This window comes from Pacificoceanicola onchidii (assembly GCF_004804335.1).
GTDB lineage: Bacteria > Pseudomonadota > Alphaproteobacteria > Rhodobacterales > Rhodobacteraceae > Pacificoceanicola > Pacificoceanicola onchidii.
Map to the genome: position 1 here is coordinate 540,847 of NZ_SRXY01000001.1, position 24,093 is coordinate 564,939.

Annotated in this window: 22 protein-coding genes; 7 read left to right on the forward strand and 15 right to left on the reverse strand. The window is 60.1% G+C overall.

Features of this window, described 5'->3' with window-relative positions:
* Positions 1-94: 94 nt before the first annotated feature.
* Positions 95-967 (reverse strand): DMT family transporter, encoded by an 873-nt coding sequence (locus E4662_RS02560; RefSeq protein WP_136439692.1) that lies wholly within the window; start codon positions 965-967, stop codon positions 95-97.
* Between the two features lie 142 nt (positions 968-1,109).
* On the opposite strand from E4662_RS02560, the gene E4662_RS02565 reads away from it, so the two are divergent.
* Positions 1,110-1,562, forward strand: a complete 453-nt coding sequence (locus tag E4662_RS02565; protein WP_168797874.1) for a YbjN domain-containing protein — start codon at positions 1,110-1,112, stop codon at positions 1,560-1,562.
* A gap of 131 nt (positions 1,563-1,693) precedes the next feature.
* Here the strand turns inward: E4662_RS02565 and E4662_RS02570 are convergent, their stop codons facing one another.
* From E4662_RS02570 to E4662_RS02585, 4 genes are all read right to left on the reverse strand, one after another.
* Positions 1,694-2,809, reverse strand: coding sequence for a site-specific DNA-methyltransferase (locus tag E4662_RS02570; RefSeq protein WP_136439694.1), 1,116 nt, complete (start codon positions 2,807-2,809; stop codon positions 1,694-1,696).
* An 89-nt stretch (positions 2,810-2,898) separates the two neighbouring features.
* Positions 2,899-3,528: a ribonuclease HII gene (locus E4662_RS02575; protein ID WP_136439695.1), complete on the reverse strand. Its 630-nt coding sequence runs from the start codon at positions 3,526-3,528 to the stop codon at positions 2,899-2,901.
* 135 nt (positions 3,529-3,663) lie between these two features.
* Positions 3,664-5,307, reverse strand: coding sequence for a chaperonin GroEL (gene groL, locus E4662_RS02580; protein ID WP_136439696.1), 1,644 nt, complete (start codon positions 5,305-5,307; stop codon positions 3,664-3,666).
* Between the two features lie 63 nt (positions 5,308-5,370).
* Positions 5,371-5,658, reverse strand: a complete 288-nt coding sequence (locus E4662_RS02585) for a co-chaperone GroES (RefSeq protein ID WP_136439697.1) — start codon at positions 5,656-5,658, stop codon at positions 5,371-5,373.
* A gap of 227 nt (positions 5,659-5,885) precedes the next feature.
* Between E4662_RS02585 and E4662_RS02590 the strand changes: the two genes are divergently transcribed.
* Both E4662_RS02590 and E4662_RS02595 read left to right on the forward strand, forming a co-directional pair.
* Entirely contained in the window at positions 5,886-6,371 is a 486-nt protein-coding gene (locus E4662_RS02590; RefSeq protein ID WP_136439698.1) for a GNAT family N-acetyltransferase, read from the forward strand.
* 122 nt (positions 6,372-6,493) lie between these two features.
* Entirely contained in the window at positions 6,494-7,423 is a 930-nt protein-coding gene (locus tag E4662_RS02595; RefSeq protein WP_136439699.1) for a DMT family transporter, read from the forward strand.
* Between the two features lie 27 nt (positions 7,424-7,450).
* Here E4662_RS02595 and E4662_RS02600 read toward each other — a convergent pair whose 3' ends face one another.
* Positions 7,451-8,143: a DUF2161 domain-containing phosphodiesterase gene (locus E4662_RS02600; RefSeq protein ID WP_136439700.1), complete on the reverse strand. Its 693-nt coding sequence runs from the start codon at positions 8,141-8,143 to the stop codon at positions 7,451-7,453.
* 142 nt (positions 8,144-8,285) lie between these two features.
* Here E4662_RS02600 and E4662_RS02605 point away from each other — a divergent pair, with 142 nt between their 5' ends.
* The gene (locus E4662_RS02605; protein ID WP_168797875.1) at positions 8,286-9,197 is read left to right on the forward strand and encodes a TraB/GumN family protein; all 912 of its coding nucleotides are present in this window, start codon (positions 8,286-8,288) and stop codon (positions 9,195-9,197) included.
* Between the two features lie 61 nt (positions 9,198-9,258).
* On the opposite strand, the gene E4662_RS02610 is transcribed toward E4662_RS02605, so the two are convergent.
* The 5 genes from E4662_RS02610 to E4662_RS02630 form a co-directional block, all read right to left on the reverse strand.
* Positions 9,259-11,283 (reverse strand): M3 family metallopeptidase, encoded by a 2,025-nt coding sequence (locus E4662_RS02610; RefSeq protein WP_136439702.1) that lies wholly within the window; start codon positions 11,281-11,283, stop codon positions 9,259-9,261.
* A gap of 112 nt (positions 11,284-11,395) precedes the next feature.
* A complete protein-coding gene (locus E4662_RS02615) occupies positions 11,396-12,451 on the reverse strand; it encodes a HesA/MoeB/ThiF family protein (RefSeq protein WP_136439703.1) in 1,056 nt (351 codons plus the stop codon).
* A complete protein-coding gene (gene dut, locus E4662_RS02620; protein ID WP_136439704.1) occupies positions 12,451-12,912 on the reverse strand; it encodes a dUTP diphosphatase in 462 nt (153 codons plus the stop codon). Before dut ends, E4662_RS02615 begins: the two co-directional genes overlap by 1 nt.
* Positions 12,913-12,942: 30 nt before the next feature.
* On the reverse strand, positions 12,943-14,136 hold the full coding sequence (gene coaBC, locus E4662_RS02625; protein WP_136439705.1) for a bifunctional phosphopantothenoylcysteine decarboxylase/phosphopantothenate--cysteine ligase CoaBC: 1,194 nt from the start codon (positions 14,134-14,136) through the stop codon (positions 12,943-12,945).
* Between the two features lie 106 nt (positions 14,137-14,242).
* Positions 14,243-15,121: an RNA polymerase factor sigma-32 gene (locus tag E4662_RS02630; RefSeq protein ID WP_136439706.1), complete on the reverse strand. Its 879-nt coding sequence runs from the start codon at positions 15,119-15,121 to the stop codon at positions 14,243-14,245.
* 183 nt (positions 15,122-15,304) lie between these two features.
* On the opposite strand from E4662_RS02630, the gene E4662_RS02635 reads away from it, so the two are divergent.
* Complete coding sequence (locus E4662_RS02635; protein ID WP_136439707.1) at positions 15,305-16,819, forward strand: YifB family Mg chelatase-like AAA ATPase; 1,515 nt, start codon at positions 15,305-15,307, stop codon at positions 16,817-16,819.
* Here the strand turns inward: E4662_RS02635 and E4662_RS02640 are convergent.
* From E4662_RS02640 to rsmI, 4 genes are all read right to left on the reverse strand, one after another.
* Positions 16,789-17,685 carry an alpha/beta hydrolase fold domain-containing protein gene (locus tag E4662_RS02640; RefSeq protein WP_136439708.1) on the reverse strand — a complete coding sequence of 299 codons (897 nt, stop codon included), beginning with the start codon at positions 17,683-17,685 and terminating at the stop codon, positions 16,789-16,791. The genes E4662_RS02635 and E4662_RS02640 overlap by 31 nt on opposite strands.
* Positions 17,682-18,617, reverse strand: a complete 936-nt coding sequence (gshB, locus tag E4662_RS02645; protein ID WP_136439709.1) for a glutathione synthase — start codon at positions 18,615-18,617, stop codon at positions 17,682-17,684. The genes E4662_RS02640 and gshB overlap by 4 nt, the downstream gene beginning before the upstream one ends.
* Before the next feature lie 74 nt (positions 18,618-18,691).
* Entirely contained in the window at positions 18,692-19,105 is a 414-nt protein-coding gene (locus E4662_RS02650) for a YraN family protein (protein ID WP_420819251.1), read from the reverse strand.
* A gap of 28 nt (positions 19,106-19,133) precedes the next feature.
* Entirely contained in the window at positions 19,134-19,991 is an 858-nt protein-coding gene (gene rsmI / locus E4662_RS02655; RefSeq protein WP_420819257.1) for a 16S rRNA (cytidine(1402)-2'-O)-methyltransferase, read from the reverse strand.
* 93 nt (positions 19,992-20,084) lie between these two features.
* Here rsmI and E4662_RS02660 point away from each other — a divergent pair, with 93 nt between their 5' ends.
* Both E4662_RS02660 and E4662_RS02665 read left to right on the forward strand, forming a co-directional pair.
* The gene (locus E4662_RS02660) at positions 20,085-21,275 is read left to right on the forward strand and encodes a penicillin-binding protein activator (RefSeq protein WP_136439710.1); all 1,191 of its coding nucleotides are present in this window, start codon (positions 20,085-20,087) and stop codon (positions 21,273-21,275) included.
* On the forward strand, positions 21,235-24,048 hold the full coding sequence (locus E4662_RS02665) for a [protein-PII] uridylyltransferase (protein WP_136439711.1): 2,814 nt from the start codon (positions 21,235-21,237) through the stop codon (positions 24,046-24,048). The genes E4662_RS02660 and E4662_RS02665 overlap by 41 nt, the downstream gene beginning before the upstream one ends.
* Positions 24,049-24,093 lie beyond the last annotated feature (45 nt).

Consider the following 24,093-nt stretch of genomic DNA (forward strand, 5'->3'; position numbering starts at 1 on the left):
CAACCACGTATCAACATGGTCTCTTATGGCGTCTGTTCGTTAAGAAGTTCTGGCGAAGCGCGAGAGGAAATCGCTAAAATTCAGAGGTTCAGCGTCACTGCCGAGCCGGCAGCTTGGACAGCTGAACGGCAAGAATACCACCCGCGATAATCGCAACGCCGACCATGTCGAGAAGTCGAAGCGTTTCTCCCAGGAAAACAGCGGCAATCGCGACGCCCAGAAACGGGTTGAGGAAGTGAAAGGTCGCCGCCCGAACAGCCCCGATCCGATTGACCAGCAGGAACCAGACGAACGTCGCCGCAAGACCGGGAACAAGCGTGGTGTAGACAAAGGCAAGGATGAGTTTGACAGACCAGTCGATTTGCACGGTTTCGAGGCTCAGAGCGGCAGGCCAAAGCACGGCGCTGCCAACCAACATCTGCAGTCCCACAACCATCAGGAAGTTTCCGCCGCTCATGGCCCCCCGCAAAGCCAAGGTTGCTATGGTCAATGCCACGACGCCGATGACGCAAAGCGTGACCCCATAGGAATCAAATCCGCCGCCGAAACGCGCGCCCATGATGAGGGCAACGCCCGCAACACCCGCACAAAGCCCCAGAACGCTCAGAAACCGCAGTTTGTCCCCGAAGAACAGCCATCCGGCAAGTGCCACAAGCAGCGGCATTGTGGATGCAATAATGGCCGCCAGAGAGGCCTCTACCGTCTGCATCGCGACGAAGTTGAGCCCCAGATAGAGTGCGTTCTGACACACGCCAAAAACGATGGTGGCGCGCCATTGCGCCGGTGTCAGACGCCAGCTTTGTCCCATCGCGCGCGCGATCATGACCGCCAAAAGACCTGAAATCAGGAAGCGCAACGCCAGCGCAGACAAAGGCGGCGCGGCGGCGACGATGATCCGGGCCGACGTAAATGCCGACGACCACATGACCGCAAAAGCCAGACCCATCAGAAGCGCGCGAAATTCCATACCGAAACCTGTAGACCGCTATCGGCACGAGGAAAACCGGATTCTGCGCCCAAGTTGGCCGACGCGCCATATGGGGCAGCAACGTTGCCCGAAACCGCTCTGCTTGTTAGGATTTCCTCATTCTTGCTGGAAGGACCAATCCATGAAAACCACATTGTTTGCACTTGCGGCTTTGACCGCATCGCCGGCCATTGCGAACGTTGACGCATCAAACCCGGCGCGCCTTTACGATCTGCTTCGATCAGAGGGCTACGCCGTTGAGCTGGGTCGCGACTCTGTCGGAGATCCGAAAATCACAGCAAAATTCGAAGGGCGTACCTTTGCCGTCTTTTTCTACGATTGTACGGACAACGTGGCCTGCCGCACCATCCAGCTTCAGGTCGCCTATGACATGTCTGACGGCATGGCGCTGGTCAAAGCCAACGAGTGGAACAGAAAAAAGCGCTACGCAACCGTGTACCTCGACGACGAAATGGATCCGTTTTTGCAGATGGACGTGAATCTCGACTACGGGGTCAGTGACGAAAACTTCGTAGACAACTTCAAGATGTTCACACGGCTGATTGGCGATTTCGAAGACTTCATTGATTGGTAACGGCGAGGGGCGAACCGGCTGACCAAATACGAAAAAGCCCCGCCTGACACGCAGGCGGGGAGAGTTGATGCCTTGGATGACACTCACAAGGCACCGGCGGTGTTCTATGATTTCTTGAAACCCTTACGCCCTCAGGACGGGCGTTCTTCCATTTCGGAGCGGATTTGCTGGCGCAGCACATCGATCGGAACAGTTTTCCCGTCGCGTTTGAAGCACCAGTAGGTCCAACCGTTGCAGCTTGGTGCGTTTTCCAAAGCCGCCCCAACCTGGTGAATGCTGCCCTTGATGTCGTCGCCGATCAGCGTGCCATCGGCGCGGACCTTGGCCTTGTGACGCCCGTTCATGCTCCACAACTCGTCACCCGGCATCAACATGCCACGCTCGACCAATTGGCCGAAGGGCACGCGCGGTGCGGCGCGTTTGGACTGCGTGACTTCAAGGCAACTGCTGTCAAAGGGCCGAACTTCCGCGATGCGCTTTGTGGCAACCTTGCGATAGGCCGCTTCACGTTCGATCCCGATCCAGTCACGACCAAGCATCTTGGCAACAGCCCCGGTGGTGCCCGTGCCGAAGAAAGGATCAAGCACAACGTCGCCCGGTTTGGTGCTGCCGACCAAAACCCGGTGTAGCAAGCTGATCGGCTTCTGCGTCGGGTGCGCCTTCTCGCCCTTGTCGTCCTTCAGACGTTCGTTGCCGTTGCAGATCGGCAGAACCCAATCCGAACGCATCTGAATGCCCTCGTTCAACGCCTTGAGCGCCTCATAGTTGAAGGTGTACTTCGCGCCTTCGCTCTTCGACGCCCAGATCATCGTCTCATGCGCGTTGGTGAACCGTTTACCGCGAAAGTTCGGCATCGGATTGGCCTTGCGCCAGATCACATCGTTCAGGATCCAGTACCCTTCATTCTGAAGCGCGGCCCCAACCCGAAAGATGTTGTGATAGGAGCCGATCACCCAAATCGCCCCGTCGGGCTTGAGCAACCGGCGTGCCGCTTTGAGCCAGTCCTGGGTAAATCTGTCGTAAGCGGCGAAGCTGGAAAACTGGTCCCAATGGTCGTCTACGGCGTCCACACGGGAGTTATCCGGGCGATGCAGATCGCCCTTGAGCTGAAGATTGTAGGGCGGATCCGCGAAGATCAGGTCCACCGATGCCTCCGGGAGACTGTTCATCGCTTCGATGCAGTCCCCTGAAAGAATCGTGTTGAGTGGGAGCGCGCCCGCGCTCTTCTGCTTAGTCATTGTCGTCATTCTCTGCCTCTGATCCGGCGCTTTTGCGCTCTCGTCGATTGGCTTTGAATCTGAATCCTAAGCGATTCGCGGTCAATTTCCTTTTTTAATCAGTCTCTTGCGATTTCATCTTGATACAAGATGTTGTGCACCGGTTTGAACGAACGTCTATGGTGTGGGGTCACCCCAAGATTTCGAAGTGCATCTTTGTGACACTTGGTGGGATATCCGGCGTTGGTTTCCCAACCATAACCCGGGAACTGTGTCGCGATCTCTTTCATGACATTATCGCGCCATGTTTTCGCCACAATTGACGCCGCGGCAATGGAGGGTGATTTGGTGTCACCCTTCACAATTGGCGTCCCCGGACAGGACAAAAGCGGCGGAACCCGGTTGCCATCCACCAGCGCATGATCCGGCAATTTGGGCAGAGCAGCGATGGCGCGTTGCATCGCAAGATAGGTCGCCTGCAGGATATTCACCTCGTCGATCTCTTCGACGCTCGCGACGCCGATCCCAACTTCGGCCTGTTGACGGATAAGCAGCGTCATCGCCTCCCGGCGCTTGGCGCTCAGGGTCTTGGAGTCGCGCAGGCCTTCCGGGAAGGCATCAGGATTGAGCACAACCGCAGCCGCGACGACAGGGCCTGCCAGCGGCCCTCTGCCGACCTCATCAATGCCTGCAACGCGCAGGTCCTTGTCCCAGAAGGGCGACTCAAAACTTGTCTTCAATGGTTCCATGCCACCCGTGAAACCCCATTCCCGTTAATCAGACAAGGGGAGCCGCCTGTTTCACGCGCCCCCAAATGCAACAAGAGCGCCCGGGGGCGCTCTTGTCCTGACGGATGTCAGTTTTTCCGCGGTAGGCGGGGCAGATTACATCATGCCGCCCATGCCGCCCATGTCGGGCATGCCGCCGCCGGCTGCAGCGCCGTCTTTGGACGGCTTGTCTGCCACCATGGCTTCGGTGGTGACCAGCAGGCCAGCCACGGAGGCTGCGTCTTCGAGTGCGGTGCGCACAACTTTGGCCGGGTCGATTACGCCAAACGCAAACATGTCGCCATATTCGCCGGTCTGGGCGTTGTAGCCAAACTTCACGTCGTCGCTTTCGCGAACCTTGCCAGCCACAACGGAACCGTCAACGCCGGCGTTGGTTGCGATCTGACGCAGCGGTGCTTCGAGAGCCGCACGAACGATGGACACGCCACGATCCTGGTCTGCGTTGTCGCCGGTCAGGCCGTCGAGCGCCTTGGCGCCCTGTACCAGAGCAACACCGCCACCAACGACGACACCTTCCTGCACAGCAGCGCGGGTCGCGTTCAGAGCATCGTCCACACGGTCCTTGCGCTCTTTCACTTCGACTTCGGTCATGCCGCCGACGCGGATCACCGCAACACCGCCTGCCAGTTTGGCAACGCGCTCTTGCAGCTTCTCACGGTCGTAATCCGAGGAGGTCTCTTCGATCTGGCCACGGATCTGAGCAACGCGTGCTTCGATCTCGGCCTTGTCACCTGCGCCGTCAACAACGGTGGTCTCGTCCTTGGTGATCTGAACCTTCTTGGCGGTGCCAAGCATGTCCATGGTCACGGACTCGAGCTTCATGCCCAGGTCTTCGGAGATGACCTGACCGCCGGTCAGGATCGCGATGTCCTGCAGCATGGCTTTGCGGCGATCGCCGAAGCCCGGTGCTTTGACAGCCGCAATTTTCAGGCCGCCGCGCAGCTTGTTGACCACGAGGGTCGCCAGCGCTTCGCCTTCCACGTCTTCGGCGATGATCAGAAGCGGCTTCTGGCTCTGGATCACGGACTCGAGCAGCGGAACCATCGGCTGCAGCGAGGAGAGTTTCTTCTCGTGCAGGAGGATCATGCAGTCTTCCAGCTCGGCAATCATCTTGTCCGGGTTGGTGACAAAGTACGGGGAGAGGTAGCCGCGGTCGAACTGCATGCCTTCAACAACGTCGGTCTCGGTTTCGAGGCCTTTGTTCTCTTCGACAGTGATCACACCTTCGTTGCCAACTTTCTGCATCGCGTCGGCGATCTGACGGCCGATTTCGGCCTCACCGTTTGCGGAGATGGTGCCAACCTGTGCAACTTCGTCGGAGTTTTCGACGGTGCGGGCTGCGTCTTTGATGGCCTGAACAACCTTGGCAGTTGCCGCGTCGATGCCGCGCTTGAGGTCCATCGGGTTCATGCCGGCGGCAACCGCCTTCATGCCTTCCTTGACGATGGCTTGCGCCAGAACCGTCGCGGTGGTGGTGCCGTCACCGGCTTCGTCGTTGGTGCGGGAAGCAACTTCCTTCACCATCTGGGCGCCCATGTTCTCGAACTTGTCTTCCAGTTCGATTTCCTTCGCCACGGACACACCGTCCTTGGTGATGCGCGGTGCGCCAAAGGATTTGTCGAGCACAACATTGCGGCCTTTGGGGCCGAGGGTCACCTTCACCGCGTCGGCGAGGATGTTAACACCGGCAAGCATCTTGCCACGGGCGTCGGTATCGAACTTTACGTCTTTAGCAGACATCAGCGTTCTCCTGAATTCTAAATTTCGTTAAGAGTGCGTGGGCCGGGGATCTCCCCTACCGCCTCAGCTGATTATGCCGAGGATGTCGCTCTCTTTCATGATCAGCAGCTCTTCGCCTTCGACCGTTACTTCGGTGCCGGACCACTTGCCGAACAGGACTTTGTCGCCCTCGCTCACGGCCATCGCGATCAGCTCACCGCTGTCCTTGCGGGCGCCTTCGCCGCAAGCCACGATCTCGCCCTCGGCGGGCTTTTCCTTGGCGCTGTCGGGAATGATCAGACCACCGGCGGTCTTTTCGTCGCTCTCAACGCGGCGAACCAGCACGCGGTCATGAAGCGGTTTAAAAGCCATCTTCGAGTCTCCTTGCTCAAAGTTACATATCCTTGGACCTCCCCTGCGGAGAGGTATTAGCACTCACCCTGTTCGAGTGCTAACGGCGCATAGCTAGGCACCGCGAGAAGGTGAGTCAACCAAAATGCGCGCAAAAATTTTGCCGGGGTCGCCGCCGCACCGCCACGCAAGGGCTTGTCGCCGCCCTGTCCCCCTGCCAGAAAACGTGGATCAAGGAGGCAGAGGCCATGCACGCAGAAACAACCGTGGATTTGATCGAAGTATCCCCGCTGGATCCGCGTGCCATCACTTGTCTAGAGCACTACTACGCAGAGTTGGCAACCCGGCTCGACAAAGGGTTCGAAGTACATCTTTCAGCCGATCCCGAAGCCGGTTCCATGATCCCGCCTAAAGGGTCATTCCTCATCGCCACGCAGGGAGAAGAGCTGCTCGGCTGCGTGGGTTTGAAAGGGACGTCAAAGGGATACGCCGAAGTCAAGCGCCTGTGGGTTTCCCCCCAAGCGCGCGGCCTGGGACTTGCTAGAACGCTGATGGCAGAGTTGGAATCCCGGGCGCTGGCGCTCGGCCACCACGTGTTGAGGCTCGATAGCAACTCGGCGCTGCAGGAAGCCATTGCGATGTACCGCAAATGGAGCTGGGCCGAGATTAACCGGTTCAACGAAGACCCCTACCCGGACGTCTTTTTTGAAAAGAAGCTCTCGCCAGAGCAATGACCCGCGTCTGATCCGGCGGCATTTCACTTGACGAACCGGTGGTCAGCCCGCACAGTTGGTCAACACTTCTTCCCCATTTTCCAACCACCGCGCCAATCCGGCGAGGTCAACCGTGTTCGCCCATGCCCCTGCAAACCACCAGCCCGATCCGCAGCGCACCGCCCCCCACCGCGCCGAACAATGCGAAGGGGCTCGTATTGATGTTCTTTGGTTTTTCTTTTTTCGCAGCGGCGGACGCGCAAGCGAAGCTGCTGACGGCCCACTTGCCGTCACTGGAAATCACATGGTTCCGCATGTTGGGCCTGTTTTTCGGTGTGCTTGTCATACTGGCGCTCCGGGGCTCCCATGTGCTGCGCAGCAAGACCCCGGTTTTGCAGATAATGCGTGGCATTGCCGCCGCTGGATCGGCCACTCTGTTCATCACGGCAGTCCGTCACGTGCCTTTGGCAGACGCGGTTGCGGTTTCCTTCATCGCGCCTTTCATTGTGACCATATTCGGCGCGTTGCTCCTGCGCGAACCGGTTGGCCCGAGACGCTGGACAGCTGTCGCCATCGGTTTTGTCGGCATGCTGATCGTCATCCGTCCCGGGCTCGGCGTCTTTCATCCAGCCATCCTGTTGGTGGTCGCCGCTGCGAGCCTGTTCGCCTTTCGCCAGATCTTGTCGCGCTGGCTCAGCGGCGGCGATAGCCCGGTTACCACGGTTGCTTACACGTCGATCACGGCCACGGTTATCCTGAGCGTCGCGGTGCCCTTTGTCTGGCAGGCGCCAACAGGCTGGCAAACATGGGTGCTGCTTTTCGGGCTCACGTGCACGTCGGCGGGCGGCGAAGTTCTTGTCATCCGCGCGCTGGACATGGCGCAGGCCGTAGTGCTGGCCCCGCTGCATTACACACTGATCTTGTGGGGGACGCTTTATGGCTATCTAGCCTTCTCGGATCTGCCGGATCAATGGACCCTGCTCGGCTGTGCCGTGATCGTGGTGTCAGGCCTTTACACTCTGCACCGCGAGCGCCTGAACGCGCGCAGAAAGACACAATCGGCTGTGTCCTGACCCGCCCATTTCCTACGTTCCACGAGACTAGTTTCCCGTGCCGCCAGGGGATACATCCTCCAGGCTATGCGCCCAATCCGCAAGCCCTTTCCGGCCCTGATCGTTAAGCGCGTAAACCCCGGTTTCCACCTTGTCGAACCAACCGTAAATGTTGCGCCGCATGATCTCCGTCGCTTTCGGCACGCCAGTGGCCTTGGCCACGATCGACCCTTTCTCGGCCCCCGCATTGCCCAGGTAGGCGGCACAAGCCAACGCATCCTGCCGATAGCCTGTGACAATGCCATAGCGCGTCGCACCCCCGTCGTTCGGGTCCCCCCGCAGGCGCTCAAACGCGCGCAGCAATCGCTCGCGTTTTTTGGTGTTGCGCCGGGGCGCGGCGCCTCCGGGATCGCAATGCACCTCGACAAAACCATCATCCCGGACCGTAATGAAGCCAAGACCTATGCGCCTGCACAGCGCCTTGTTGTCCTTCAGGGATCGCCGGGCCGACTTTCCTGTCGGTTTTGGAACAGCGATGTAAACAAGATCGGTCAACGTCATGCGCGCGGCCGCCTGATGGTACAGCGACAGCGTGATGCGCAGCTTCAACTCAACGATTACCGGCTCTTCGCCACCACGCCGCGCCACGACGTCGGCTGCGCCCACCTCGCCCTTGACCTCATAGCCCTGTGCCTCAAGATATCCCTTGAGCGGTGCATAAAGTTCGCTTTCCCGCCGCATCCTCGCCCGTTTCTCCCGGCATGCCTCGCATTGGTTTTGCCAAATGTCTCAGTGAAAGTCCAAGATGCACCGCCTTTTCTCAGCTTTGTTCGCCATCACCCTTGCAACAAGCGCCCATGCGGCGTGCCAGGGGCAGAACCTGATGCCGACGTTGACCGCGGCGCAACAGGACCAACTGGCCGCCGCGCTGGATGGCACCCCATACCCAAGCGGCAACCATTGGCTGGCGGAGAAAGACGGCGAGCAACTGCATCTGATCGGGACGATTCACCTTGACGATCCGCGCCTTGACGCCCCTGTGGAGCGCCTCACACCGGTGATCGAAAACGCAAGCCTCCTGCTGCTGGAACTGCCAAAAGCCGATCAGGAGGCTTTGATGACGATGATGTCCAGCGACCCCGGCTTTTTCGTGCTTGAAAACACCAGCCTGCCGGAACTGCTGTCCGAAAAAGACTGGGAACGCATCAAGGAAGCCATGGCCGCGCGCGGCATCCCCGGTTTCATGGCCGCAAAATTCGAACCTTGGTACATTGCCATGGTGCTCGCCATGCCGCCTTGCATGATGCAAAAACTGGCAGAGCCCGACGGGGTCGATGCCCGCCTCGAAGCTATTGCGGGGCGCGCCCAGATCCCAACCCGCGCGCTGGAGCCCTACGACAGCGCCATCCGCCTGTTCACTGACAGCCCACGCGCAGATCAGATCGACTTCCTGATGGCCTCCGTGACAGACACCACGCTGAGCGAAAACCTGCTCGAAACGATGTTTGCCGGCTACGTCAGCGAAGAGCATGCCGCAACGTTCCAAGCATCTTTGCTGCTGACGCCGGTACCCGACGGCATGAGCCGCGAAAAGCTGGAAGCCGAGCAGGCCGAGTTTCTCGAAGCGCTGCTGTTCAGCCGCAACCGAGCGTGGATCCCGGTCACAGAGCAAGCGCTGGCAGATACAGACGGCCCGGTCGTCGCCGCCTTCGGTGCGGGCCATCTGGCGGGCGTAGACGGCGTGCTCGATCTGTTGTCAAGGCAAGGCTACACGCTGACACGACAGAACTTCTGACGCGTTGCGGGACGGCGGGTGGCGCGATGTCCAAAGGACGAGCGCCACCCCGCCGTCCGGCTCAGGCTGCGATCAGGCCACGGCCTTTGAGCAGAGCTTCAACCTCCGGCATTTTCCCGCGGAATTGCATGTACAGTTCTGCCGCGTCCTCCGATCCGCCGCGTGAGAGAATGAACTTTTCCAGCCGTTTGGCCATTTCAGCATCAAACGCCCCGCCCGCCTCTTCGAAGGCCGCAAAGGCGTCTGCATCCATAACCTCGGACCACATGTAACTGTAATAGCCCGAAGAATACCCGTCCCCGGCAAAGACATGTGCAAAATGCGGCGTCGCATGGCGCATGGTGATCGCATGCGGCATGCCGATGCTTTCCAGCACCTCGGCCTGTTTCTGCATCGGGTCCGCCGGGGCAGGCCCGCTGTGGAACTCAAGATCGACCAGCGCAGAGGCTACGTATTCCACTGTCTGAAAGCCCATGTCGAAGGTCGCCGCCTTCAATACTTTTTGCAAAAGCGCCTCTGGCATGGCATCGCCGGTTTCCGCATGTGTTGCAAATTCGGACAGAACCTCTGGCACTTCCAGCCAGTGTTCGTAGAGCTGAGACGGCAGTTCAACGAAATCCCGCGCAACAGAGGTGCCTGAAACCGAGCCGAACTCCACGTCGGACAGCATCTGGTGCAATGCGTGGCCGAACTCGTGGAACAGGGTCCGCGCGTCGTCGTAAGACAAAAGTGCGGGCTTGCCTTCCGATGGTTTGGCAAAGTTGCACACGTTGATCACGATCGGGGCTTTTTCCACCGGGCGCCGCGCCTGTGACTGGAAGGCCGAACACCAGGCGCCGGAGCGCTTGGAGGCACGCGCGAAGTAATCCCCGATGAAAACCGCCACATGTTCACCGCGGCGCGTGACTTCCCAAGCCTGGCAGTCTTCATGATAAAGCGGCACATCCAGCGGCTCGAACTCGAGCCCGAACAGCCGGTTTGAACAGGCAAAAGATGCCTCGATCATTCGATCCAGTTGCAGGTAGGGCTTAAGCTCGGCCTCATCGAGATCATGCAGCGCTTTGCGCCGTTTCTCCGCATAGTAGCGCCAGTCCCAAGGCTCCAAAGGCGCGGCAAAACCGTCTTCGATCAGCATAGCCTCCATCTCGGCGGCATCAGACTCCGCCGCTGCTTTTGCAGGCCTCCAAACATCCATCAGCAACCCGCGCACCGCCTCGGGCGTTCTGGCCATTTCCGTTTCCAGCTTGAAGTTGGCAAAGTCAGAATAGCCCAGCAGCGCCGCGCGCTCTTCGCGCAGCTTGAGCGTCTCGGCCGCGGCCGCCCGGTTGTCTGTCTCGCCGCCATTCGCGCCGCGCGCGGTCCAGGCCCGCCAGGCTTGTTCGCGCAAGGCGCGTTTCGGGGAAAACTGCAGGAACGGCGCAATCAAGGACCGCGACAAAGTCACCACCGGCCCCGGCCTTTCTGCCGCCGCCCCGGCCGCGCGCGCCGCATCGATCACGAACTCTGGTAGTCCGTCCAAATCCGCCTCGGACAGATCCATCATCCAGCTTGATTCATCTTTCAACAGGTTCTGGGTGAAGGCTGTCCCAAGCACCGCAAGCCGCGCCTTGACTTCTTTCATGCGCTCGGCTTCATCGCCGGTCAGCGCTGCGCCCGCGCGGACAAACCCGCGATGGGTGAGCATCAAGACGCGCGCTTCTTCGTCGGACAGATCCAGCGTGTCCCGCTTCTCCCACAGATCGCGAATCCGGGCAAACAACGCCTCGTTGGCATAGATAGCCGAACTATGCGCCGATAGTTTCGGGGAGAAATCCCGTTGGAGCGCTTGGCGCGCATCGTTGCTATCCGCACCTGCGATGTTGAAGAACGTGCCCAACACTTTGTCGAGCGCTTCACCCGCGCCCTCCATCGCTTCAATCGTATTGGCAAAACTCGCAGGGTCCGCATTGCCTGCAATGGCCTCGATCTCGGCGAGGTGGGCTTCCAACGCGACCTCCAGCGCCGGGGCGAAATCCTCGTCGGAAATCTTGTCAAACGGCGCGAGGCCAAAGGGGGTATCCCAGTCAGCAAGCAAAGGGTTGGTCATGCGGATCTCCTGTCTGTTGCCTTGGAAGCTAGGCTTGGCCGCGCGCCGCTTCAACGCGCAAACGCACGTTTGGAGAGAAAAGATGAAGGAGATGCGTACCGGGTGAGGCGGATCAAACGTCCGGAGCCTGGTCGCCGCAAACCGGACAATCCGCGCGCGCCTTCAACGTGATCTTGCGGGTCTCGCCCCAAAGCGCGTCGTAAATCAGCATCTCACCGCGCAGGGCCTGCCCGGCCCCGGTGATCACCTTCACCGCCTCCACGGCCATCATGCTGCCGACCACGCCGGGAAGTGGTCCGAGCACCCCCGCCTCGGCGCAACTGGGCGCCAGTTCAGGCGCGGGCGCTTCGGGAAAGATGCATTGGTAACAAGGGCCTGACGTGGCCGGATCGAAAACGGACACCTGCCCTTCCCACTGGCTCAAAGCGCCTGACACAAGCGGTTTGTCCTGTGCGGCTGCGACCTTGTTGACCAGATACCGCGTGTCAAAATTGTCCGTGCCGTCCAGCACCAGATCATAATCGCCCAGCAAATCCGCTGCGATGTCTTCGGTCAGCTTTCGCTTGTAGGGGCGCACCTCGATAAACGGGTTGATCGCCAGCATGCGGTCCCGCGCAGAAAACACCTTGGGTTTACCGATGCTCGGATCGTCATGGATAACCTGTCGTTGCAGGTTGCCGCTGTCGACCTCGTCGTCGTCGATCACGCCGATCGTCCCAACGCCAGCAGCGGCGAGATAGAGCAAAGCCGGTGACCCAAGACCCCCTGCCCCGACCACCAAAACATTCGCTTCCTTCAGCTTTTTCTGCCCCGGTCCGCCCAACTCGCGCAGAACGATGTGGCGGGCATAGCGTGACAGTTCTCCGTCAGCAAAAGCGCCCGCCTTCGCAGGCTCGGAGTCCCCTGCGCGCTTGCTGGACGCAGCCTTGAGCCGCCTGACGACGCCTGCATAAGCAAACCCGAGCGCCAGCATTCCACCTAGGATGAGCCAACCTTCCGGGCCGCCGCCAAGCCGGTCCCTTAACTCATTGCCCTCGGGCAAGACAAGCGTGGCGAGCACGACGCCGACATAGACAAACCCGATCATGATCAGCCGCGCCCGGACCGGCGCACCCATGAGGTGCCCCATCCCCCAAAGCCCAGCCATGACACCTACGACCAGAAGCATCAGTTTTGTCCGGTAGACCCGAAGCCGCCCGCGCCGCGCGCGGTATCCGGCAGGCTGTCCACAGTGGCAAAACTCGCCCGGATCACCGGCGCGACGACCATTTGCGCAATCCGGTCGCCGTGGGCGATGGTGAATGCTTCGGCGCCCGCATTCATCACGATCACACCAAGGGGGCCGCGGTAGTCGCTGTCAATTGTGCCCGGCGCGTTCGGGAGGGTGATCCCGTGTTTGAGAGCCAGCCCGGAGCGCGGCCGGATCTGCACCTCGAAGCCATCCGGAATAGCGACGCGCAAACCTGTCGGAACCAGCACACGCCCGCCGGGTTCCAAAACAACAGCGCCGCGATCCGGCAGATTGGCGCGCAAATCCGCGCCTGCCGCCCCGTCCGTAGCGTAGGTTGGAAGGCCCAGCGCGCTGTCGGCGTCAGTCTCCCAAACGAAAGCGATCTCACAGTGATTCATGGGGTTTCGTCTTTCCAATAGCCTTGGCGGTCAGGTCAGCGCTTGCGCTATGCGCTCTGCCAACTGCCGTGCCACGGCATCTTTTTTCATGCGCGGCCATGCCTCTGCCCCTGCATCGGAAATCAGCACAACCGCGTTTTCCGCGCCGCCCATGATACCCGTCGCGGGACTGACATCATTGGCGACAATCCAATCGCAGCCCTTTCGGGTGCGTTTGGCGGTGGCATGGGCGACCACATCATTGGTTTCCGCCGCAAAACCAACCACAAGACCCGGACGCCCGTCCGAAAGCTGCGAGACTTCCGCCAGAATGTCCGGATTTTCGGCGAACTCCAGAACTGGCAAAGCTCCGGCCTTCTTCTTGATTTTGCTCCCGCTTTGCTGCGCCACGCGCCAATCCGCAACAGCGGCGGCGAACACCCCGGCATCGGCGGGCAAAGCTTCCATCACGGCGGCACGCATTTGCTGAGCCGTCTCCACCTCGATCACTGTCACACCATCCGGCCGGGCCACGTCCGCAGGACCGGTTACAAACACAACCTCTGCACCAAGATCGCGCAAAGCGCTTGCAATCGCCGTGCCTTGTGCGCCGGAAGAGCGGTTGGCGATGTAACGCACAGGATCAATCGGTTCATGGGTTGGGCCTGAAGTCACGACAATGCGTTTCCCATTGAGAGGCCCGCCCGAGAGCCGCGCCTCGATCGCAGCCAGTATCGCACAGGGTTCACTCAGACGTCCGGGCCCGTACTCGCCGCAAGCCATATCCCCGCTGTCCGGTCCCACAACCTGCACCCCATCGTTCTGCAAAACAGCGAGGTTTCTTTGCGTCGCGGGGTGTTCCCACATCCGGACGTTCATCGCCGGAGCGATCATCACCGGCGTATCCGTGGCCATCAGAAGCGTCGACGCCAGATCATTTGCAAGCCCACTGGCCATTTTGGCCATGAGATCCGCCGTCGCGGGCGCCACCACAACCAGATCTGCCACACGGCTGAGCTGGATGTGACCCATTTCCGCTTCCTTGGTCAGATCAAACAAATCGCGGTGCACCTCTTCTCCGGCAAGGGCGGACAGGCTCAGAGGGGTGACGAACTCTTCGGCGGCTTTGGTCATCACAGGCGTTACTGCCGCACCGTGACCGCGCAAAAGGCGGATCAATTCCAGGCACTTGTAGGCCGCAATACCGCCTCCGACGATAAGCAAAACGCGTTTGCCGTTCAGCATGACAGTCTCTCCCGGCCCCGAAGTGAATTACCGGACCAAGTGTTAGGCCGTCCCGCCGGGAAACTCAATTGCCCTATACCGCGCGCCTGGGTTGGTGAAGGACTGATCAGGCGAGGAAGTGTTGCACTTCACTCGATTGCGTCTCCAGAGATTTGCGCATCTTTTGAAAGGCCGCTGCTTCGAGCTGCCGAACCCGCTCTTTGGACAAGCCAAGTTCATTACCGAGGCTTTCCAGTGTACGCGCCTCTTCCCGCAGCTTGCGCTCGCGCACGATGAAACGCTCGCGCTCGTTGAGAGAATCCATCGCAACAAGCAGCCATTCCCGCAACTGCTCACGGTCATGCGCGTTCTCGACAAGATCCTCGGCCTGCGCGCTGTCGTCTTCCAGCGTATCGATCCATTCGCGGCCTTCGTCTTCGACGGACTGCGTTGCGTTGAGCGAGAAATCCGAACCGGATAGCCGCCCTTCCATCATTTCCACGTCGTGCAAGGGAACGCCGATCTCCTTTGAGATCATCTCGCGCAGTTGGTGACGATCCAATGTCTCGCCCGTTGCCGATGCCTCCCGTTCGATTTGCGCCTGTACACGCCGCATATTGAAGAACAGAGATTTTTGAGAAGACGTCGAGCCGGTGCGTACCATGGACCAGTTGCGCATCACGTAGTCCTGAATGCTCGCCTTGATCCACCAAACCGCGTAGGTCGAAAAGCGCACGCCGCGATCCGGGTCAAACTTGTCTGCCGCTTTCATCAGGCCCAGACCCGCCTCCTGAATGAGATCATTCATCGGCGCGCCGTAACGGCGGAACTTCGACGCCATCGAAATCGCCAGACGCATGTAAGCAGTGATGAGCCGGTGAAGGGCCTGTTCGTCCCGCTGGTCGCGCCACGCATAAGCCAGCGCGCGTTCCGTTTCGGCATCGAGCAGCTCGGCCTTCATCGCTTTGCGAGACAATGTCTGATCGTTCATACCATCAAGTGCCATCGGCTTCCCCGTTTCTTTTTGCCCATTCTGGGTCCGGATATGTCAGGGGTACGCAGCGATAGGCGGAACGGATCAGTTTTTTGTCCGCCCGGCCTTCCGAATATCTGGTTTGCCGTCCGTTAACGAAATTCTAACCACGATACCGGCACCTTTACGAAATCATTCAATTCCGGATTTCTGGCTATGGTTTCGCACGCGTACACGGTTGCATTTGAAGGCATTGAGGCGCGGCCGGTCGAAGTGCAATGTGCCGTTACCCCGGGACTTCCGGCCTTTGCCATCGTCGGATTGCCGGACAAGGCCGTCTCTGAAGCGCGGGACAGAGTGCGCACCGCACTGTCTTCCATGGCGATTGCCCTGCCCTCCAAACGCATCACGATAAACCTCTCACCGGCAGACCTGCCGAAAGAAGGGTCGCATTTCGATCTGCCCATTGCGCTCGGCCTGCTTGCCGCCTTGGACATCATCCCGAGCGACGCCGTGGCGCAAACCGTTGCGCTGGGTGAGCTTTCTCTCGATGGTAGCCTTATGCCTGTCATTGGTGCACTCCCCGCTGCTTTGACCGCCGCTGAGGACGACCGCGCACTGCTTTGCCCCCGCGCCTCCGGTGCCGAAGCAGCCTGGGTGGACGCCTGCAACGTTCTGGGTGCGGCCTCGCTATTGGAGGTGGTCCAACATTTCACCGGACAATCCGTCTTGCCTGCGGCCGTCGCTGGCGAGGTGCACGACACAAGGGGCGACAAAGACCTACGAGACGTCCGAGGTCAGGAACGCGCCAAGCGCGCATTGGAAATCGCGGCGGCAGGGCGTCACCACATGTTCATGGTCGGCACGCCCGGATCGGGGAAATCCATGCTGGCCAAACGCCTGCCCTCCATCTTGCCGCCGCTTAATGCCATGGAAGCGCTTCAGACCTCGAGGATCCACTCGCTTGCCGGGTTGCTGGACGACGGCGGCATTTCCAAGAGTCGACCTTTCCGAGAACCCCATCACACCGCCTCCATGCCCGCCATTGTCGGCGGCGGACGCAGTGTGCGTCCCGGCGAAATCAGTCTCGCCCACAACGGCGTCCTGTTTCTGGACGAGTTCCCCGAGTTCGCCCGCAGCACCCTGGAAACGCTTCGCCAACCCATCGAAACCGGCGAAGTCATGATCGCGCGCGCCAATGCGCACATCCGCTATCCTTGCCGGTTCATGCTCATGGCGGCGGCCAATCCCTGTCGGTGCGGGTATCTCACAGATCCGGCCCGCGCCTGCTCCCGCGCGCCCGCTTGCGGCGAAGACTACCTGGGCCGAATTTCGGGCCCGCTCATGGATCGCTTTGATCTTCGAATCGAAGTGCCGCCCGTCTCCTTCACCGACCTGGATCTGCCGCCTTCGGGTGACAGTTCAACTCAGGTTGCTGCCCGGGTCGCCGCAGCCCGTGACATCCAGCTCGCAAGGTTTGGCGAAAACAGCGACATTCGCACAAACGCCGACGCCGAAGGCAGCCAGCTTGACGAAATCGCAGCGCTGGACAGTGAAAGCAGGGACCTGATGCGAAAGGCAGCAGAGCGTTTCGGGTTTTCCGCGCGCGGCTACCATCGCTGTATTCGTGTCGCCCGGACGATCGCCGATCTCGAAGGAAGCGAAGCGATCAAACGCCCGCATGTGGCCGAAGCCGTAAGCTACCGGCTGACCGGCGCAAAGGATTCCTGAACAAAGGCGGCAACGCGTTCCAAACTCGTCCGCGCCTCGGGCAACCGACCGTCAAACAGATGCCAGACATGTGGCAAGTCCGCTGCCATCTCCAACGTAACTTTCCCGCCTGCCGCACGCAAATGCTCTGCTATCCGCAGGGTGTCGTCTCGCAGGATCTCCGTGTTCGAACACTGCAGCAAGACCGGCGGCGGCGAGGGAAAGGACGCAAAAAGCGGCGAGCCTCTTGGGTCCGCAGGATCGTGACCCTGCAAATGGTATTCCCTGAGTTCCTCGATCCGCTCTGCTGGCAAAAGTGGGTCTTTGTGACGGTTCTCATCCAAACTGGGGGACGACAGTGTCAGGTCCGTCCACGGAGAAAATGCAAACGCAGCCGCCGGTTGCCTTCCGGCCTGACACAGATGCGCCAACAGCGCCAACGCAAGGCCTCCGCCAGCGGAATCGCCTCCAAGCACAATGTCAGAAGGGCGATAGCCCAGTGCAATGAGCCGCTCCCAAGCCCCTTTCGCGTCCTCAAAAGGCCCGGGAAACGGGTTTTCCGGCGCGAGACCGTACTGCAACGCGCAGACCTCCACACCGGATAGCTTGGACAATCGCGCTAGCATGGCCTGATGCGTCGCGGGACTGCCGACAATGTACCCACCGCCATGAAAATAGAGAAGGACGCGGCGCGGCGCAGTTGGACCGGCGCTAATCCACCAGAGATTACCGGGGCGCTGCAGCACTCGGGTGAACGGCACGTGAGGAAAACCAAGCGCGGCGCGCCGAAAGCCACGGCGCGCCAACGGGACGGTTTTAACCCGCGCCAGATGCGGCTTCACAAACAGCCGCAACAGGCGCGTCAGCAACCGCGCCTGCCAGCTCACGCCAGCTTGGCCTCGATCGCATCCCAGATTTTCCCGGCAACATTAATCTGGTCAAACCGTTCCAGTTCCTGAATCCCCGTGGGAGACGTCACGTTGATCTCCGTCAGATGAGTCCCGATCACGTCGATCCCGACAAAAACCTGCCCGTTGTCTCTCAGCGTCGGCCCGATTGCCTCGCAGATCTCCAGGTCCCGGTCGCTGAGCGCAATCTTCTCGGGCCGTCCGCCAACGTGCATGTTCGAACGCACTTCGCCTTTGGCCGGAACCCGGTTGATCGCACCGACAGGCTCGCCGTCGACGAGAATCACGCGTTTGTCGCCTGCGGTGACATCCGGCAGATACTTTTGAACAATCAAGGGCTCACGCGAAAAACCGGTGAACAGCTCAAACAGCGAAGACAGATTCTTGTCGTTTGCGTCCAGACGGAACACCCCTGCCCCGCCATTGCCATAGAGCGGTTTTAGGATGACGTCTCCATGCTTTTCCTTGAAGGCCCGGATGGTTTGCAAATCGCGGGCGATGGTTGTTGGTGGGGTGAGATCGGGAAAGTCGAGAACAAGCAGCTTTTCCGGGAAGTTTCGCACCCAGAACGGATCATTCACCACGAGGGTCTGCCCCTTGAGACGATCAAGAAGGTGTGTCGACGTTATGTAATGCATGTCAAACGGCGGGTCTTGCCGCAGCCAGATCACATCCATATCTGCTAGATCGACCAGCACCTCTTCGCCCAGGATGGCTGGTGCTTCGGCCACGCGCTGCACGGTCATCCAATGCCCCCGCGCGACAATGCGGCCTTCGTCGTAAGCCAGCTGGTCAGGGCCATAGTAGAAAAGCGTATGCCCCCGCGCCTGTGCCTCTTCGGCCAGCCGGAAACTGCTGTCTGCGTTGATATCAACCCCGGTTATCGGGTCCATTTGAAAGGCGATCTTCATTGTCTCTCCCCGGTTGGCTCTCTCTACATGGCTTAACCGGGTGGCAGGTTCAATGCCGGGTGTCCCCGAGACGCCTACATGGCCACCAGCGCATTCTCGACAACTGCGATCGTGCCAAACCGATCCACAAGCGCCACATCAAATCGCATATCCGTCAGTTGCCCGTTCGGCTGCGTGCCCAGAAACTCTTCTGCTGCGCGTTGAAGTCGTTGAATCTGTCGGGGAGTCAAAAGTTGGGCAGCCTTGTTGAAATCGCGACTGCTCTTGACCTCGACAAACACCAGCCCGTTCCCATCGCGCACGATCAGGTCAATCTCGCCAGCTTTGCCGCGCCATCTTCGGCTCACTTCCTCGTAACCGCGCGCGGCGTAATCCCGAGTCACCGCATCTTCGGCCGCATATCCGGCAAAATGATTGGTCTGCCCACGGGCTTGCCGTACAGGCATGCCGGGAATCGACTGGAAGTCCTTCTTAGGCGCCTTTGTCACGTCGCACTCCTCATGAAGCCGGCGCGATCTAGGATTTGGCGATTTTCATCGCCATTTGATAGACATCCCGCCGTTTCACCCCCAGTTGTGCCGAAACCGTATCGGCCGCATCCCGGACAGACATGAGGGTCAGAGCCTCTTTTATCGCGTCTTCCACTAAAGCTTCGCTAACAGGCACGGCTTCACCTTTGCCGATCAGCACCACGATTTCCCCTTTGGGCGGGGTTTCTTCGTAAAAAGCTGCAAGTTCCGACAACGTACCTCGGCGCACCTCTTCGAACTTCTTGGTCAATTCCCGGCACACTGTCGCCGGGCGGTCCGGTCCCATCACCTCAGAGGCGGCTTTCAGCATGGCTGCCAATCGTTTCGGCGATTCGTAGAACACCAGGGTAGCGGTCAGATCCAACAGACCGCGCAGCGCTTTTTTCCGAGGCCCCGATGCGTTCGGCAGGAAACCGGCAAAAAGGAACCGGTCAGTGGGCAGACCAGCCAGCGTCAAAGCGCCGATTACGGCGGAGGGGCCCGGCGCGGTCGTTGCCGACAAACCGGCGTCCTGAACGGAGCGCATCAGGTCAAATCCGGGATCCGAAATCAGCGGCGTTCCCGCTTCGGACGCGTAGGCCACCGATTGTCCCGCCTCCAACGCTGCAAGGATCCGAGGCCGCGCCTTGGCGCCGTTGTGATCATGGTATGCGATCAGCGGCCTTTCGCCCAAGGCGATGCCGTGAATGTCCATCAACCGCCGCAAGCTGCGCGTGTCTTCGGCGGCGAGCACATCTGCATCGCGCAGAATGTCCAAGGCTCTCAGAGTGATATCCCGCGCATTCCCGATCGGCGTCGCGACGAGATACAGACCCGGCGACAAAGCGCCATTTTTCCCCGCAATCGTCACTGGACCCCTCTTTCGGCTGCTTTATAGTTGCGCTCAAACGGCGCTAGCACCCAAAGCCAGCGCTGACAACGAGGGAGCCCGCTCATCATGTTTGCTTTTTTGACATCCGTTCGCAAGGCCGTCCGGCCCGCAGCCTTTGGTCTGGCTGCCCTGGGGTTGGCCGCTTGTGACGCGACCATGTTGCCGTCCATTGGCGGCGCGAACTCTGGCGGGCCGAAGATTGACCCGAGCAAACCGATCCAGGTGGCCCTTCTGGTTCCGAAGTCCGATGCGGGCGCGGCCCCGGTTGCCCAAGCGCTTGAGAACGCGACCCGTCTTGCGATTTCCGAGCTGAACGGGGCAAAGATCGAACTGCGGGTCTATGACACGGCTGGAAACAGCAGCACGGCAGCAGCTCAGGCCCAGCGCGCGGTGGATGAAGGTGCGCGTGTTATCCTGGGACCGCTCTTTGGCGAAGCGGCCAATGCAGCAGGGCTCGCGGTGGCTGATGAAGGCGTCAACGTCCTCAGCTTCTCCAACAACCCGTCGATTGCTGGCGGCAACGTCTTTGTGCTCGGGCCGACGTTCAACAACACCGCCCAACGGTTGATGAGATTCGCGAAAAAGCAGGGCAAAAACTCTGTTGTGGTGGTGCATTCCGACGATGTTCCGGGGCAGTTCGGCAAGGTCGCCATCGAACAGGCCGCCACATCCGCCGGTGTTCGGGTGGTCAGCTCTGAAGCTTACACTCTATCTGTCGAAGGTGTGTCCGCGACGGCTCAATCCGCTGGTCGCGCAATCCGGGAAAGCGGCGCCGACACTGTCTTCATCACGACGGATGCAACCAATGCGGCCATGCCGATGCTTCTGAACATGCTGCCCGAAAATGGCGCTGCGCCGGCTTCGACGCAATATGTCGGGCTGACCCGCTGGGACGTGCGCCCCGACCTGTTTGGTCTGCCGGGCGCCGAGGGAGCCTGGTTTACACTTCCCAACCGCAGCCAGCAGGCTGGGTTCAACGCCCGCTACAGCGCAGCTTACAGCAGCGCGCCGCATCCGCTCGCCGGTCTCGCCTATGACGGGATCGCCGCGATTGGCAGCCTTGCCTCCCAGGGCCGGGGCGACGCTTTGACCGGGCAAGCCCTGACCCGTTCAACTGGTTTTAACGGTGTAAGTGGTGTATTCCGCCTGATGAAAGACGGCACGAACCAGCGCGGGCTGGCGGTTGCCACGATCAAAGACAAACAGGTGGTAATCCTTGACCCTGCCCCAAACAGCTTCGGCGGCGCTGGCTTCTGAGCCCAAGCCCCAGCACCCGAATGACAAGATGCCGGACGATCTGATCGCTCCGGCGTCTGATATTTTTGATCTGCCGGCCATGCGCGAGGCGCTTTTCGCAGCGCTGCCAGAGGGCGCCGGAGAACCCGAGGTTCGCAAGATCACGGTTGGCCTGCTGTCCGACGCGCAAAAAGCCGGACGCGCTGCCATTGCCGCCGCATTCGAAGCAGAACCTTTCGGCGCGCGCCGCACGACCCGCAGTTACACGTGGCTGACCGATGGCATGGTCCGTCTGACCTTCGAAGTGGCCTCGCAGGTGCTACACCAGCTGCCCAACCCGACAGAGGGCGAGCGGCTGACAGTGATGGCCGTGGGCGGTTACGGGCGCGGCGAGATGGCCCCGTTTTCCGACGTCGATCTGCTCTTCCTGACCCCATATAAAATCACCCCTTGGGCGGAAAGCGTCATTGAATCGATGCTGTACATCCTTTGGGATCTCAAGCTGAAGGTTGGCCATTCCTCGCGAACGGTGAAGGACTGCCTTCGTCTCGGGGCCGAGGATTACACGATCCGCACAGCCATGCTGGAGCACCGCTATTTGGCCGGGCACGCGCCACTCGCCAAGGAACTGGATGACAAGCTCTGGTCCGATTTGTTCAACGGAACCGCGCGGGAATTCGTGGAAGCCAAGCTTGAAGAACGCGAAGCGCGTCACCTCAAGCAAGGTCAGCGCTACATGGTGGAGCCCAATGTCAAGGAAGGCAAAGGCGGCCTGCGGGATCTGCAATCACTCTATTGGATCGTGAAATACGTCCACCACACGGACGATCTGTCCAAACTGGTGGAGCAAGGCATATTCCTGCAGCACGAATACGAAAGCTTCTGCAAGGCCGAGCGGTTCCTTTGGGCTGTCCGCAGTCACTTGCATCTTGCGGCGAGGCGCGCCAACGAATTGCTGAGTTTTGACATGCAGGTCGAGGTGGCTTCCCGCATGGGCTACAACGACCGGGGCGGACGCCGCGCGGTGGAATGGTTCATGCAGGACTACTTCCGTCATGCGACGGAAGTGGGCGATCTGACCCGTATCCTGCTGACCTCGCTTGAGGCCACGCATACCAAGGGCGCGCCGCTTCTGGAACGCATTTTCAAACGCGGCCCCCGGGTCAAGGCGGGCTACAAGGTGGTTCGAAACCGTCTTGCTATCGCTGACGACACCGAGTTTCTGAACGAACCACTCAATCTGCTGCGTCTCTTTGAAGAAGCCCTGCGCACAGGTCTGTTGATCCACCCCGATGCCATGCGGCTTGTGAAGGACAACCTGCAACTCATCGATAACGGGATGCGCGACAGCAAGGAGGCGCAAAAGCTGTTCTTGGGGCTGATGCTCAAGCATGGCAATCCGGAACGCGCGCTGCGCCGAATGAACGAGCTTGGCGTTTTGTCCGCGTTCATCCCGGAGTTCGCTCCGATCGTCGCAATGATGCAGTTCAACATGTATCACCACTACACCGTCGACGAGCATACGATTCAGTGCATCTGGCACCTGTCCGAGATCGAAAACGGCAAACTGGAAGAAGAACTGCCCGTTGCCTCTACGATCCTCGAAGAAGGCCTGAACCGGCGGGTTATCTACGTGGCCCTTCTCCTGCACGACATCGGCAAGGGGCGGGACGAAGACCATTCGATCCTCGGGGCAAAAATCGCACGCAAGGTGGCCCCGCGTCTGGGCCTGTCGAAGAAAGAATCCGAAACGGTCGAGTGGCTGGTTCGCCATCATCTGTTGATGTCCGACATGGCGCAGAAACGGGATATCGCTGATCCGCGCACGGTGCGGGACTTTGCCAAGGCAGTGAAAACCAAGGAGCGGCTTGATCTGCTGTGCGTGTTGACGGTCTGCGACATTCGCGGCGTGGGCCCGGATACGTGGAACAACTGGAAGGCCGCTCTGCTGCGTGCGCTCTACCGCCAAACCCGGCGTGCGCTGGAAGGCGGCATGGAGGATCTGAACCGCGAATTGCGCGGAACAGAAGCCAAAAAAGTTTTGCGAGAGAAGCTTTCGACCTGGTCCTCGACGGACCTTCGCCAGGAAACCGGGCGCCATTATCCGCCCTATTGGCAAGGCCTGCACTTCACGGCCCATGTCGTCTTTGCCAATCTGCTGAAAGACATTGCCGAGGGCGAGATTCGCATCGACATTCATCCCGATCCGGATCGCGATGCAACCCGCGCCTGTTTTGCGCTGCAGGACCACCCGGGGATCTTCTCCCGGCTCTCCGGCGCGCTGGCCTTGGTTGGAGCGAACGTTGTGGATGCCCGGACTTTCACAACAAAAGATGGCTACGCCACGGCGGCCTTCTGGATACAGGATTCCGATGGCCACCCTTACGAGGACAACCGCATTCCGCGCCTTCGGGACATGATCCGCAAAACCCTGATGGGCGAGGTGGTGGCGGTCGAAGCGATCAAACCGAAAGACAAGCTCAAGAAGCGCGAGAAAGCGTTCAAAGTCCCGACGCATATCACCTTCGACAACGAAGGCTCGGAGATTTTCACCATCATCGAGGTCGATACGCGCGACCGCCCCAGCCTGCTGTTCGATCTGACAAGAACACTTGCGCACCAGAACATCTATATCGCGTCCGCCGTGATCGCGACCTACGGCGAGCAGGTGGTAGACACTTTCTACGTCAAGGACATGTTCGGGCTGAAACTGCATTCCAAGGTAAAGCGTGACCAGATCGAAAAGAGACTGCGCGACGCCATAGCCTTGGGATCCGAACGGGCGCAGGGGTAAGCTCTGCGCCAATCGTGCTGAAAACCTGCATTCCGTCCCGCCCTG